At 64.6% G+C, this 13415-nt stretch carries 10 protein-coding genes; 6 read left to right on the top strand and 4 right to left on the bottom strand.

The genetic code is table 11. The annotated features are described in order from the left end of the window. Positions 1 to 53 precede the first annotated feature (53 nt). From ACTHNR_RS27735 to ACTHNR_RS27745, 3 genes are all read left to right on the top strand, one after another. Positions 54 to 461 (top strand): VOC family protein, encoded by a 408-nt coding sequence (locus ACTHNR_RS27735; RefSeq protein WP_440552260.1) that lies wholly within the window; start codon positions 54 to 56, stop codon positions 459 to 461. A 322-nt stretch (positions 462 to 783) separates the two neighbouring features. After that, entirely contained in the window at positions 784 to 3342 is a 2559-nt protein-coding gene (locus ACTHNR_RS27740; protein WP_440552262.1) for a sensor domain-containing protein, read from the top strand. 73 nt (positions 3343 to 3415) lie between these two features. Beyond that, positions 3416 to 3748: a DUF2322 family protein gene (locus ACTHNR_RS27745; protein WP_440552264.1), complete on the top strand. Its 333-nt coding sequence runs from the start codon at positions 3416 to 3418 to the stop codon at positions 3746 to 3748. Positions 3749 to 3755: 7 nt separating this feature from the next. Here ACTHNR_RS27745 and ACTHNR_RS27750 read toward each other — a convergent pair whose 3' ends face one another. Both ACTHNR_RS27750 and ACTHNR_RS27755 read right to left on the bottom strand, forming a co-directional pair. Beyond that, on the bottom strand, positions 3756 to 4907 hold the full coding sequence (locus tag ACTHNR_RS27750) for a CaiB/BaiF CoA transferase family protein (protein WP_440552267.1): 1152 nt from the start codon (positions 4905 to 4907) through the stop codon (positions 3756 to 3758). Beyond that, positions 4904 to 5860 carry a hydroxymethylglutaryl-CoA lyase gene (locus ACTHNR_RS27755; RefSeq protein WP_440552270.1) on the bottom strand — a complete coding sequence of 319 codons (957 nt, stop codon included), beginning with the start codon at positions 5858 to 5860 and terminating at the stop codon, positions 4904 to 4906. The genes ACTHNR_RS27750 and ACTHNR_RS27755 overlap by 4 nt, the downstream gene beginning before the upstream one ends. Before the next feature lie 151 nt (positions 5861 to 6011). On the opposite strand from ACTHNR_RS27755, the gene ACTHNR_RS27760 reads away from it, so the two are divergent. Together ACTHNR_RS27760 and ACTHNR_RS27765 are read left to right on the top strand one after the other, a co-directional pair. Next, positions 6012 to 6929 (top strand): LysR family transcriptional regulator, encoded by a 918-nt coding sequence (locus tag ACTHNR_RS27760; protein WP_440552271.1) that lies wholly within the window; start codon positions 6012 to 6014, stop codon positions 6927 to 6929. Positions 6930 to 7094: 165 nt separating this feature from the next. Next, entirely contained in the window at positions 7095 to 9227 is a 2133-nt protein-coding gene (locus ACTHNR_RS27765; protein ID WP_440552273.1) for a D-(-)-3-hydroxybutyrate oligomer hydrolase, read from the top strand. Between the two features lie 18 nt (positions 9228 to 9245). Here the strand turns inward: ACTHNR_RS27765 and ACTHNR_RS27770 are convergent, their stop codons facing one another. Continuing rightward, positions 9246 to 10052: a YkgJ family cysteine cluster protein gene (locus ACTHNR_RS27770; protein WP_440552275.1), complete on the bottom strand. Its 807-nt coding sequence runs from the start codon at positions 10050 to 10052 to the stop codon at positions 9246 to 9248. Between the two features lie 331 nt (positions 10053 to 10383). Here ACTHNR_RS27770 and ACTHNR_RS27775 point away from each other — a divergent pair, with 331 nt between their 5' ends. After that, positions 10384 to 10974 carry a BPSL1445 family SYLF domain-containing lipoprotein gene (locus tag ACTHNR_RS27775; RefSeq protein WP_440552277.1) on the top strand — a complete coding sequence of 197 codons (591 nt, stop codon included), beginning with the start codon at positions 10384 to 10386 and terminating at the stop codon, positions 10972 to 10974. Positions 10975 to 11021: 47 nt separating this feature from the next. Here the strand turns inward: ACTHNR_RS27775 and ACTHNR_RS27780 are convergent. Then, positions 11022 to 13415 (bottom strand): hypothetical protein (locus tag ACTHNR_RS27780; RefSeq protein ID WP_440552279.1); only part of this gene is annotated, 2394 nt, incomplete at its 5' end.

Raw genomic sequence — 13415 nt, forward strand, 5'->3', positions numbered from 1 at the left:
AGTCCTCCAACGGCCACCGCACGGGGCCGTTGCCACTCACCGAGAGACTGAAGATGACTGCATTTTTGAAAACCATGAAGCTCAATCATTTGAGCTTCCCCTCATCGAATCCCGTTGCCACCGCCGATTTCTTCGAGCGACACCTGGGCTTCACGATCGCCGGCCATTGGGAAAGATCCTATATCCTCAAGCGCCCCGGCTTCGACGTGGTAATCGAATACATCGGCGAAGACGCACCGTCGTGGCCTCGCAGTTTTCATGCAGGGTTTGAATTGCCGAACTTAGATGAGGTGCAAGCCCTTTACGAGCGGCTAAAAGCGGACGGCGTTCATATGGAGACCGACGTGTTCAACAACGGCCGCGGTTCGCGCTTCTTTTGCCGCACGGCGGAAGGCCTGATGTTCGAGCTCAATACGCGCTCCGATGCCGCGCCCGAATATCGCGGGACGTTCGACAACTGAGGACGACGCAAGCCAAAACTCGATGAGAAGCCGTGCCGTAGAGCCTGTGTTCGACGGCCAGCGCCTACCGACTCCGCATCGACACCGCATCGACACCGCGTCGACACCCCTCTAGCAGTCCGGCGCGCCGCGGGCTCCGCCTCGCGGTTTCGCCTGCTCCAAACCGCCGCGCTACGCCATCCGGTCCGACCCCATCCTTCAGAATTCATCGCTTTCCGCCGTTATCCCTATTGATGGCGCGCATTCGCGCGCGCGCACGACATCGCCGAGTTCAAGAACCGAACCTGGGCGGCAATGCATCGACAAAACAGCCCTGGAAGGCATGGAAAACCCTGGAATCGAAAGTGAAGACGAGTACCGCGTGCCGGTCGGCGATCTGCACACGGCCGTCATCCGTTATGACGCACGTGGGCGGCGGCGTTACATGAACCGCGCCGCGACGGCCATGATGAGCGCCCTATTCGGCAGTTCGCGCATCGTGTTGACCGAAGCGGAATTGCTCTCCCCAGGGACGTTCGAACGCTTTTTGACCATGATCGCCGCGGTGGCGGCCGATGGCGTCGCACGCGAGATCGAACTAGCGTTCGACGGCATGCCCGCCGCGCAGCGTCAGCATTACCTCGTTCAACTGGCGGCCGATCCGGTTCGCGACGGCGATCCAGGCGTGCTCGCGATCTGTTTTAACGTGACGGCGCGCAAACATGCCGAAACGAAGTTGCGCGAGCGCGAGTCGTTCCTCGAATCGCTGCTCGATACGATACCGATCCCTGTCTTTTCGAAAGACAGGCGGGGACGCTATCTCCAGTTGAATCGGGCATTCCAAGACTTTCTCGGTATTCCGAAAGAGCAATTCGTCGGTAAATCCGTGTTCGAAATCAACCCTTACGAATTGGCGCAGACCTACTTCGAAAAGGACGAAGAATTATTCGCGAACGAAGGCATTCAGCGATACGAATTCCGGGCGCGCAATGCGCGGAAGGAAGACCGCGACGTCGAATTCACCAAGGCGGTTTTTCACGACGCCGAAGGCCGTCAGGCTGGGCTGATCGGCGCGATCATGGACATCACCGAACGCAAGCGGGCGGAAGCCGAACTGCGCGAGCAATACGACAAAATCGTTCAGCTCAATCAGAGCCTCGAAGACAAGGCGCGTGAACTGTCTCAACGCGAAAGAGAATTCCGCACGCTGGTGGAACACTCGCCCGATACGGTTGCGCGCTACGACAAGGCAATACGCCGTCTCTACGTCAACCCGACGTTCGCGGCATTTTCACCGGGCGGCGCGGCTGCGATGCTCGGTCAAAAGCCCTCCGAATATCCGGGCGGCCCCAACGCGCTGTTGTATGAACGCGAGATCGAAGCGGTGTTCGCCACCGGGACCGACCGTCAGTTCGAATTGAAGTGGCAGCCCGCCGCCGGCGAGCCCGTATGCCATCTGATCCGCCTGACGCCCGAACTCGCCGCGGACGGAACGGTGGAAACCGTGCTGGCCGTGGGCCGGGACATCACGGAACTGCATGCATCGCGAGAAAAGATCCAGCACATGGCGTATTTCGACGCGCTCACGGGGCTGCCGAACCGCACGACGTTCAACGAGACGCTGCGGCGCATGACGTCCGCGGGCGCGAACGGTCGTTTGACAGCCGTGATGATGATCGACATGGATCGCTTCAAGTGCGTCAACGATACGATGGGCCATGCGGTGGGCGACGAGTTGCTGCGCGAAGCCGCGGCGCGACTGCGCGAGAGCGTGCGGCCGGGCGACATCGTTGCGCGCTTCGGCGGCGACGAGTTCGCGGTGCTGCTGCCCGACGCGCTGAACCGTCGTACGCTCGAGCAGATCTCGACGACGATCCTCAATCGGCTCGCCGAGCGCTTCGTGCTGAACGGCAAGGAAGTGTTTGTATCGTGCAGCCTCGGCATCGCGCTGTGCCCGATCGACAGCACCGATCCCGAAGATTTGCTCAAGTATGCCGATTCGGCCATGTATCTGGCCAAACGCTCGGGCCGTCGCGGATTCCGCTTTTACACAAACGACCTGACCGTCGAAGCCGCCGCGAACCTGCAGCTCGAATCCGATCTTCGACGCGCCATCGATCAGGGCGAGCTCGAACTGCGCTATCAGCCGCAGGTGGCGTTCCGCGACGCCAAGGTAATCGGCTCGGAAGCGTTGCTGCGATGGAATCGGCCCGGCTCGGGCTATGTCCCGCCAGATCAATTCGTGCCGATCGCGGAGGAAACGGGACTCATCGTCGAACTCGGAAAGTGGGTGCTCCGCGAGGCCTGCCGCTCCGCGTCGGAATGGAACGCACAAGGCCGATCGCCTCACACGGTGGCGATCAACCTTTCGCCCAGACAGTTTCAGGCGCGCGGCCTTGTACAGCTGGTCGAAAAGACGCTCGCCGAAACCGGTTGCAGGCCCGAATGGCTTGAGTTCGAGATCACCGAAAGCCTGCTGCTGGAGGAAGACGATTCGGTCACGCGAACGCTTTCGGCCTTCAAGAGCATGGGCGTGTCGATTGCGATCGACGACTTCGGCACGGGATACTCGGCATTGAGCTATCTCGCCCGCTTCCCGATCGATACGTTGAAGATCGACCGATCCTTCGTGCAAAAGGTATCGACCGATCCACGTCATGCCGAACTCGTGAAAGCGATTCTTTCCATCTCGCGCTGCCTGGGGCATCGCGTCGTGGCCGAAGGCGTCGAAACGCTCGAACAGGCCGCGTTCCTCGACATCCACGGTTGCGAAGTGGCGCAAGGCTTCCTCTACAGTAAGCCGCTGCTCAAGCACCAGGTGTCTTCGTTGCCGCGCTACCTGACGCCGAACGGCGCGGCCGACCTCGGCGTGGCCGCGCACATGGAAGGCAGCGTGCCGTGACTTCGCCCAGTTCCCCGCGACGATCGGCTAACATGTCGGCCCCGCCAAGCCAATCAGGAAAACGGAGCCTTCAGTGATCGATCCGACCAACGTATTCAAAGAGAACCTCGCGCTGCTGCCCGCGATCGACGCCGTCGAGCGGATCGATCTCGTCGACGGCCAGCACACCGTGGTGGCAAGCATCGAAAACATGCCTGGCAAGCAAGGCTCGCTTGCCGTGTATCACTATCTTCAGCAGGCGTTCGGCGCGCTCGATGCGCGGGCCGCCGAGCACGGCCTAGCGGTGTTCGCCGAGCATACGGCCGACGCCCGCACCCGTCCCGGTGCGCATCCGAACGTGGACCGCCTGCTCGGCATCGCCGCAGGCGGACAAGCGCTGCAGATCCGGGTCGTCGCCAAAGCCTAACGAGTCGCTAGCCGCGCGAGCGCCGCGCAAGCCGCCCAAGGATCTCTTGCGTGTGCTCGCCGACCTTGGCCAGCGCTCGCCGCACGCCCGGACGGCGCCCGCCCATCGAAAGCGGCAATAGCACGACGTCGGCCGTACCGCCGTCTTCCGTCGTCATCGGCGCTAGACCGCCGCTCGCTTTCAAGTGCGGATCGTCGAGCAACTGCTCCGGTCGAACGATCGGCGCATAAGGGATGCCCGCTGCTTCGAGCTTCGGCATGAGCGCGTCGACGCGCTGCTCCTGCAACGCCGCAGACAAAAGCGGCATCAACTCGGGCCGCGTCGCGACGCGCTGTGCGTTGCTGCCGAAACGAGGATCGGCCGCGATGTCGGGACGCTGCAGCACCCCGCATAGCGCGACGAACTGCTTGTCGCTCACCGCGCCGATGAACAACTGCTCGCCTTCGGCCAGCGTGAAAACGTCGTACACGCTCCACGCGGACACACGCGCCGGCATGGGCGGCAACGGCTCGCCCGTCATTGCGTGCTGCTGCATGTGCTGCGAGCACAAGAACACGCAGTTCTCGAACAGCGCGCTTTGCACTTCCTGCCCTCGGCCCGTCCGGTCGCGTTCGCGCAGCGCGGCCAAAATGCCGATCGCGCCGAACATGCCGCCCATGATGTCGTTCACCGATGCGCCGGCGCGCAGCGGACGCCCCACCGGCCCCGTCATGTACGCCAGGCCGCCCATCATCTGCACGACCTCGTCGAGCGCGAGGCGCTTCTCGTAGGGGCCCGGTAGAAAGCCTTTATGCGATGCGTAGACGAGCCGCGGATAGCGCTGCGACAGCGTGTCGTAGTCGAGCCCGAACTCGCGCATGAGGCCCGGCCGAAAATTCTCGATCACGACGTCGCATTCGCCGATCAGATCGACTGCCGTCGCCTGGCCCTCGGCCGTTGCGATATCGATGACGACGCTCTTCTTGTTGCGGTTGAACGAGCGAAAGAACCCGATTCCTAGGCCCGGCAGGCGACGCGTCTTGTCGCCGCCCGGCGGCTCGTTTTTGATGACCTCGGCGCCGAGGTCGGCCAGAATCATGCCGCACGTCGGCCCCATGACCATGTGCGTGAATTCGACGACGCGAATGCCCTCGAGCGGAAGCGAAAGAGGCGCGCTCATGCGCGCTCCGCCATGCCGACGAGACCCGAACGAGCGACGAAGGTCTTGGGTAGCCCGGCACGCGCCACGCTGCCATGCAGCGCTTCGTTCGGCAGCCAGCCGGCGAGCTCGGCGCGCAGCGCGAGCAGGCCCGCGATATCGACTCCGGTGTCGATGCCCATTTCCTCCAGCATGAACGCGAGATCCTCGGTGGACGCATTCCCGCTCGCGCCAGGGGCGTGCGGACAGCCCCCGATGCCGCCGAGCGAAGCGTCGAACCGCACGATACCCGTTTCGAGCGCGGCATAAGCATTGGCCAGCGCGAGCCCGCGTGTATCGTGGAAATGCGCGCATGCCAGGCGTTCACCCGCCACGCGCCGGGCCTTCTCGAACAGATCGCGCACGTCGCCCGGCCCCGCGTAACCGACGGTGTCGGCCAGCCCGACCTGATCGACGCCCGCATCGAGCACGGCCTGCACGCACCGCAACACCTCGCTGTGCGGCACATCGCCCTGGATCGTGCAGCCGAAAGCCGTACTGATGCCGACTTCGATTCGCGTATGAGCGCCGCATGCGTCGCGCGCCGCCCGGATACGCGCTACCTCTGCAATCACTTCATCAGGAGTCCTGCGCAAATTGGCGAGGCTATGCGCGTGGCTCGCCGATAGCGGGACGAGCAACGCATCCGCGCCGACTTCGAAGGCGCGCTCCGCCCCTTTCAAATTCGGCACGAGCACCGACACTTCGAGGCCCGGCAACGTCTTGGCGAAAGCGACCACCTCCGCCGTATCGGCCAGTTGCGGCATCAGCCGCGCCGGCACGAACGAGCCCACCTCCATCTCGCGCTGGCCGGCGGCATACGCTCGGCGGATCCACTCGCATTTGCGCTCGGTGGGCAAGATCGTTTGAATGCTCTGCAAACCGTCCCGCAGGCCGACCTCGCGGATCGTTGCGTGGGAAGGAAATGACTTCATGGATGCGTGTCTCCGGTTGGCCGATCGCCGATGCGCCGGCTTTATGCTAACTTTAGACATTCCCGCCGCTCCATCAAGCGGTATTTTGGAAGCAGTAGCTTTCCGATCTGGAAACTCATCGGCGGTTCAAATCGAGCGGCGCCCCCATCCAATGCGTGACATCGACCTGAAAACGCTGCGCCTGTTCGTGGCGGTCTGCGACCATCGCAACATGGCGCGCGCCGCCGACGAAATGCATATCGAGCCCTCGGCGATCAGCAAGCGCATCGCCCAGCTCGAAAGCGACTTGGGCGTGCCGCTGCTCGTGCGCACGCGCCGGGGCGCGCAGCCTACGCCGGCGGGCACCGTTCTGCTCGAACACGCACGCAACGCGCTGTTCACGATGGACCGTATCGTTCACGACGTGGCCGGGTTCAAGCGGGGACTGGTCGGCAGCGTCACCGTGTGCGCTTCCGCATCCGCGATCGCGGAGACCTTGCTCGACGACATCGCGCTGTTCCTGCGGCAACCGGAGCACGAGAACGTCAAGGTGAGCGTCGACGAGCAAATCTCGCTCGAACTCGTGCGCCGCGTGCGCGATGGCGAGACGTCGATCGGCGTGTGTTGGGACAATGTCGATCTGCAAGGGCTTACGCATCGCCCTTACGGGCAGGATCATCTCGCGTTGGCCGTGCATCCCGCGCACCCGCTGGCACGTCACGCCTCGCTGTCGCTCGAACAGACGCTCGACTTCGAGCACGTGGGCATGCCGCCTTCCACAGCCGTGCATACGATGTTGCGGCGCGCGGCCGCCGCATTGGGGCGCAGCGTGTCGTATCGGATGATCGTATCGACGTTCGACGCCACGTTTCGCGTGGTCGCCGCGAATCTCGGCATCAGTGTGGTCCCCGCCGAAGTCGGCCTGACGTACGCGCAAATTTTCGACATGAAGATGGTGCCGCTGACCGATGCGTGGGCCAAGCGGAGATTCGCCGTGTGCTTCAAGGACTACGAAGCATTGCAGCCGGCCGCGCAGCGGCTCGTCGATCATCTGACGAAACGGGGGCTGCAGGAAAAGCGATGTGACTGAGGTCACAGTGCGCGGAAACGGCAAGTTGATGGCTACCGGAAGTTTCAGCACAATCGCGTGATCGACCAACGGGATCGCGCGCTCCATGCACGCATCCGCTCGCGGTCGATGTCATGGCAGTGTCACGCAAGTCTTCGCATCCAAACCGCGCATCGCGCAGCAAAAATGGAGACACCGTTGAAAGCCATTCCTCTTGCAATCAGACATGCCGCCCTCCTCGCGGGCGCGGCGATGGCCGCCGCCTCGCTGCTATCGACGGCGCATGCCGACGACCGCAACGACGCACGGCCGGGCGTCAATCGTCTGCCGTGGTTCGTCGTCGCGGACAGCCTCAAAACCAACACCTACGACGGCGTCAGCGACGATTTGCTGACGGCGGGCCTCGGCAAGTCCGGTCTTGCCGGAGGCGCCCCCGCCATCGCGAACCCCGCCAGCCCCACCGCCGCCGAGTTGCGCAGGCTCGCGATCTGGGCAAACTATCGCGCGCTCGTCGACATGTCGCCGAACGGCGGCTACGGCCGCTTCTGGGGACCGAATATCGATGCGGACGGGAACGACACGCTCGGAGAAGGCAAGGTTGCCGGCACCGAGTATCTCGCCTATGCCGACAACGGCAGCGGCAGAGAAAACGTCACGCTGATGGTGCAGGTGCCCGCGCATTTCGATCCGGCGAAGCCTTGCATCGTCACCGCAACCTCGTCGGGCTCGCGCGGCGTCTACGGCGCGGTGTCGGCCGCCGGCGAGTGGGGGCTGAAGCGCGGTTGCGCCGTCGCCTATACCGACAAGGGCTCGGGCAACGGTGCGCAAGAACTGATGACGGGACACGTGACGCTGATCGACGGGCTTCTCGCCGACGCGGCAAGCGCCGGCCGCAAGAGCCTGTTCACCGTCGATGCGGGCGCCTCCGATATTTCCCGCTATAACGCCGCATTTCCGAATCGGTATGCGTTCAAGCACGCGCATTCACAGCAGAACCCGGAACAAGATTGGGGCAAGGACACGCTCGAGGCGGTTCAGTTCGCCTATTGGGCGCTGAATCATCAGTTCGGCCCGGCCCTCGCGGGCTCGCATCATCGCGTCCGGTACATGCCGGGCAGCATCACGACGATCGCGGCCTCGGTCAGCAACGGCGGCGGCGCCTCGCTCGCGGCGGCCGAGCAAGACCGGCGCGGTTGGATCACGGCGGTCGTCGTCGGCGAACCTCAGATCAACGTCGACATGCCGCGCCGCGCGCAAGTGCTCGAAGGCGGGCAACTCATCGCTCAGGCGGGCAAACCGCTGGCCGATTACGTGACGCTCGCCAACCTGCTGCAGCCGTGCGCAGCGCTCGCGCAAGCCGCTGCAGGCGCGCCCTATCTCACCGCCGTTCCCTTGGCTCAGACAACCGCGATTCGCCAAGCGCGTTGCGCGTCCCTCGCGGCGGCAGGCTACGTGACGGGGGCCGACTGGCAGGCGCAGGCCGACGATGCGCTCGCGCGCCTACATGCAGCCGGCTACGAAGCCGATTCCGACTTGCTGCAAGCGCCGATGTGGGATTCGCAGGCAGAGCCGGCGGTTGCGGTGACGTATGCGAACGCCTACACGCGCGCCAGCGTGCTAGACAACCTGTGCGGTTTCAGCTTTGGCACGACGAACGCCGCGACAGGCGCCGCGGGCGTGCCGCCGGCCGTTTCGCCGATGCTGACCGTATTCGGCCTAGGCAACGGCGTGCCGCCGACCAATGGCGTCAATCTCGTCTACAACGATGCCCCGGCGGGCGCGGCCGATCACCGGTTCGCCACGCCCGATGCGAGCTTCGCCGGTGCGCTCTGCTTGCGCCGCCTTTGGACGCATCATGACCCGCGCATGCAGGCGAGCGTTCGCGCCATCAGCGTCGAAGCGGACCTGCACGGCAAACCGGCCATCCTCGTGCAGGGTCGCAGCGACGCATTGGTGCCGATCAACCATGCCTCGCGCGCCTACCTCGCGGCCAACAGCGCACGGGAAGGACGGCGCAGCGAGGTCTCGCTCTACGAGGTCATGAACGGCCAGCACTTCGACGCATTTCTGGGCGTACCCGGCTTCGACACGCGCTTCATCCCCGTGCATTACTACTATCTGCAAGCACTCGATCTGATGTGGCGTCACTTGCATGACGGCGCGCCGCTGCCCCCGTCGCAGGTCATTCGCGCGGTGCCCCGCGGCGGGATACCCGGGGCGGCGCCCAAGCTGACCGCGGCGAACCTCCCCGCCATCGAATCGGACCCGGGCGTCAACGCGATCGGGGTGAGCCACGGCGTGGTGAACGTACCGCACTAGCGGCGCGATCGTCGGCGTTCACGCCGCGGAGTCGAAGAGCGATAGGTATGCGTACGATGCGCGAGTCAGGTTGTCGGCAAACTCGCCATCGGCGCCTACAGCGACTAAGGCGTCGACGCTCACCTTCCGGTTCGACAGCAAGCGCCATTCGCTGTTGCCCGCCAAAGGCGGTTGCGATCCGATGTCGGCCTCGGGCTGAGCTCGGATCGCTCGTAGCGTGTCCAGCAGCAAGCCGGCATTCGGCGTATGCACCACGAATCCTTCGTTCGAGATCGCGGCTCGGTCTATTCCCAGCGCGCGGCACAGCTGTTCTTTGAGGGGCGCCTCGTTCGCATCGACCGCGCGCGAGCGTTCAGCGAGTTCGGCCGTGCTTGCATCGACCAGCCGCCCGCCGCGTACGAACGCCGGCGCGCGCTGGGACCAGGCTTCGGGTGGGCAAGCCTTGTTTCGCGGCTCAAAGCCGATGAACGGATTGATTTCGGCCGGATAGATCCGGCAAACGAGCGGACGCAGCGCATAGATGCCGCATCGGTTATCGGGCATCAGGTTCGGGCAAGGCCCGGCGAACGCCGCCGCCAAAATAACGATGAGCCGCACAGGCAAACGGCCGCTTCTGCCAGCGAAAGACCGGCGGCGCTTGTGCGCGGCCGATAGATTTTCGGGGGGCGGCTCGGCGTGCCAAGGCACGGCCTCGCATAGGAGTTCGACCGTGCCGCCGCGGGCGAGCCACGCTATCGCCTCGTCCACGGTCAGCGGCAAGCGCAGGTCGTGACAACACTTCGCGCACTTCGTGCAAGCGAAATCGACATTCGTGGCATTCATCATCTTTGAAAAGCGATAAGAGCGCGTGCGATGAACGCTCGCCTGCATGTGCTCATGTCGCGTCGACGAATGAAAGCACCCCTGCGCCCGATAGTAGAGGACAACCGCGCTCGCAAGCTTAAGCGACGCTTAAGCATGCCCGAGGCTTCCGCCGAGCCTTCATACTGCTCGAGCCGCGCCCGGTCCAGGCCGCACCCCAGGCCCAAGAGCCCTCGCCGGCGGGGCCGGAACTCCGGCACTGTTTTTGTTGTCTTTGAATGAGCCGTGGGCATCGGTGCGGGCCACGCGCTGCGCGCCAACCGCGTCGCCTTAATCCGTTTCATCAGGAGGATTCATGCAACGTCGCCGATTCATCGCATTGACCGGAGCCGCACTCGCATCGAGCGGCCTGTCGCTCGCAGGATGCACGACCACGCCGCTGTCGTCGTCCGGCACGCCAGAGGCCAGCGCCGGCCGCCGCGCCACGATCGACGCCGACGTCGAAGCCACCCTGACACGGCTTTACGGCACGGTGCACGGCTCGCGCGAGCTGGTCGGCAACGCGCGCGGCGTGCTCGTGTTTCCATCGGTCATCTCGGCCGGCTTTTGGATAGGCGGCCAATATGGCCAAGGCGCGCTGCGCGTGGGCGGGCAGACGAGCGGGTACTACAGCGTAGCCGCCGCCTCATTCGGTCCGCAGATCGGAGCGCAGTCGAAAGCAATCATCATGCTGTTCATGACGCAGGAAGCGCTCGATAAATTCACGAGCAGCCAAGGATGGGCCGCCGGCGTCGACGCCACCGTCGCCGTGCTGCGCGTGGGGGCGAACGGCAACGTCGATACATCCACCGCGACGAGCCCAGTGGAAGCGTTCGTGCTGACGAACGCCGGCCTCATGGCCGGCGTCTCGCTCGAAGGCACGAAGATCTCGCGGCTGATTCTCTGATCGCCGCCGCAAGTTGCGCGGCGGCGCGCGATCCACAGCAGTCGGCGTCAGTGCTTGAGCGGCACGTGTATCAAGTCGGTGAGAAAGAGCAGGTTCGGATCGCGCGAGCCCTGTTTCGGCGTGTCGATCCCGAGCAGCGACCAGTCGAAAGCCGGGTTCAAGGGCGCCAGTTTAGGCAGCGTCGAGTCGTTGGCTCGCGCGATGCCGGTCATGGTGTCGCCTTTGTGCACTTTGACGACACGGTCGGTCGGCGTCTTGGGCTCGGCCGGCTCCTTCGGCTGCGCGGGCTGCGTGGGCTTCTTCGGCGGGGCATCGCTGCCGGCCGGCGCCGTCGGAAAAGCAAAGCCGCTGTCCTTGGCAAACTGAATCAAGCCGTCGATGCTGTGCGGTCTTTCGCTCTGCGCCGCCAGCGCGCGATAGTAGCTGTCGTCCGCGTTCGCGGGCGGCGTCGCGCCCTGCTGCACGGGTACGCCGGCATGCATGCGATAGGGCTGGTACGGCGACGTATCGAGCAGATCGGAATGCTTTTCGTAGAACGCCTTGAGCGCTTTCGGCGAAGAACCCGCCGGCGCGTCGGGAATGGCGTCGTTGTGATCGAGCAGCGTCAGACGGTACCGGCCCTTCGAATCGGCCTTCACGCCCTGCGCGGCGACGACGAGTTCCTTCAGCTTGGACGTATCCTTGAACGACGACAGATACTGCCCCATCCGAGCTGGCGAGATACCGAGCCGCTCGGCCACCGCCTGCAACGTCGGGCCCACGCTGTTGCCGTGCGAGTCGTCGTTGGCCAATTGCTTCGCTTGGCCTTTCGAATAGCCCAGTTCGTTCAGGAACGTGCGGTTCAGCGGCTCCATCTTGTTGGACGCCTTCACGCGCTCGTACATCTTGTAGCCGTACAAGCCCACCGTCGTCGCCAGCACGACGCCGGCCGAAATCGGCCCGGCCCATTCGCTCAAGCCGCCCGCCGCCGCCCCGCCCTCGAGGCTTTCGGCCAATAGGTCGCCGCCGATCGCTTCGTCCGTGCCGCCCGCCGCCCACTGCGCGAGCTTCGGGCCGTACTTTTGAGCAAGCGGATAAGCGCCGGCAACGGATGCCGTCAAGTACGAGCCGCCCAAGAAATACTGCTTGTGCGCGAATTCGTAAGCCGAGATGCCTGCCAACAGCACCGATGCCCCGCCCTCGAACGCCTCGCCCGAATAGTCGAACACCGTGCCCTTGCCGACCGCGGGGCGCGTGAGGCGATCGAGCCAGCCGCCGACCGGCATCTTGTTCGTGAACAGCTTCGAGTTTTCGCCGACGAGCAGCTTCTGCGCCCAGCTGGACGCATGCAGATAGCCGTTGTTGGCGGCGCCCCAAACGATGTAAGCGCCGAACGAACGATTCAGAATCACGGGAACCGGGTTTTGCCCCTTGACGAACGGCGTCTTCAGCAAGTCCCACGCGCCCACGACATAGAGCGCGCTACCGAGGCCCGTCATGACCTTGCCTTCGGGCGTCGCAGGGGAATAGCCGCCGCGCGCCTTGATGGGATTCATGCCGTTGTCGGCGATGGCCCTTTCGGCCTGCTCGACATCGATGGCTTGCGCGCTCAAGCTCTTTCCGCGCAGCGCCTTTTCGATCTTGCCCATGTCCGATTCGCCGAAAAGCTGCTGGCGATCGGCGCGAGACAAGCGCGAAATGTTGGCCAGCGCCGCGTCCAGCTTGGCGCCCGGCTGCGAGGGAATCTTCACGCCGGCGATTTCGGCCACGATGCCGCGTGCGATACGCGAGGCCCAGAGCAGGTTCGGGGGGGCCGAATGGAGCTTGTAGCTCGGATTCTGCTCAGCGGCCAGCCGCACCTCGGCATCGGTAATCGCGGACTGCGCCGTGGCGCTCACGGAAATCGACGCCGCCGTCTCTTTGTCCTTCTGCAGATTCGATGCGGCGCCGTTCAACTTGCCGAAGCCGTTCACGTGCTGAATGCTCGGGCCCGCCGCGCGCAAATCGAGCAGGACATTCGCGACGTCGCCGGCGCTTTCGTCGACGGTCGCGGCCTTCCGCTCGAGCGGTTTCTTCAACGAAGGGGTTTTGTCGATCGTCTTGGCCAATGCGGCCTGCACCTTCTCGAGCCCACCCGGACCGTCGCCGGCCAAACCGCCCCAACGCATGACGAGTTCGGCCATTTCGGGCGTCGGCGTCGTGAAGTCCTTCACGGCCTTGTCGTTGCGCGTCTGCAGCGTCTTGACCCCAGCGGCGATCGCATCGAATAGCTTGCCCGACTCCAGTTTCGGCGGCGGCCCGAACATGCCGTACGCATCGGCCGCTGTCTTCGACGAGGGCTTCGTCGAGGGCTTCTCCGAAGGCTTCGGCGTCTGCCCCGCGCGCTTGGCGAGGGCGAGCGACAGCGCCGCGCCGTCGCCGTGCGCGACGGCGTCCGGGCCCGCGGTCGACAGCAGTTCGTT

Source organism: Trinickia sp. (assembly GCF_051954495.1).
GTDB lineage: Bacteria > Pseudomonadota > Gammaproteobacteria > Burkholderiales > Burkholderiaceae > Trinickia.

Excerpts from the sequence above, each read along its gene's own strand:
- ACTHNR_RS27760 (WP_440552271.1), top strand. The coding sequence starts at position 6,012 with ATGCGTGACATCGACCTGAAAACGCTGCGCCTGTTCGTGGCGGTCTGC.
- ACTHNR_RS27740 (WP_440552262.1), top strand. The coding sequence starts at position 784 with ATGGAAAACCCTGGAATCGAAAGTGAAGACGAGTACCGCGTGCCGGTC.
- ACTHNR_RS27755 (WP_440552270.1), bottom strand. The coding sequence starts at position 5,860 with ATGAAGTCATTTCCTTCCCACGCAACGATCCGCGAGGTCGGCCTGCGG.
- ACTHNR_RS27770 (WP_440552275.1), bottom strand. The coding sequence starts at position 10,052 with ATGATGAATGCCACGAATGTCGATTTCGCTTGCACGAAGTGCGCGAAG.
- ACTHNR_RS27775 (WP_440552277.1), top strand. The coding sequence starts at position 10,384 with ATGCAACGTCGCCGATTCATCGCATTGACCGGAGCCGCACTCGCATCG.
- ACTHNR_RS27735 (WP_440552260.1), top strand. The coding sequence starts at position 54 with ATGACTGCATTTTTGAAAACCATGAAGCTCAATCATTTGAGCTTCCCC.
- ACTHNR_RS27765 (WP_440552273.1), top strand. The coding sequence starts at position 7,095 with ATGGAGACACCGTTGAAAGCCATTCCTCTTGCAATCAGACATGCCGCC.
- ACTHNR_RS27750 (WP_440552267.1), bottom strand. The coding sequence starts at position 4,907 with ATGAGCGCGCCTCTTTCGCTTCCGCTCGAGGGCATTCGCGTCGTCGAA.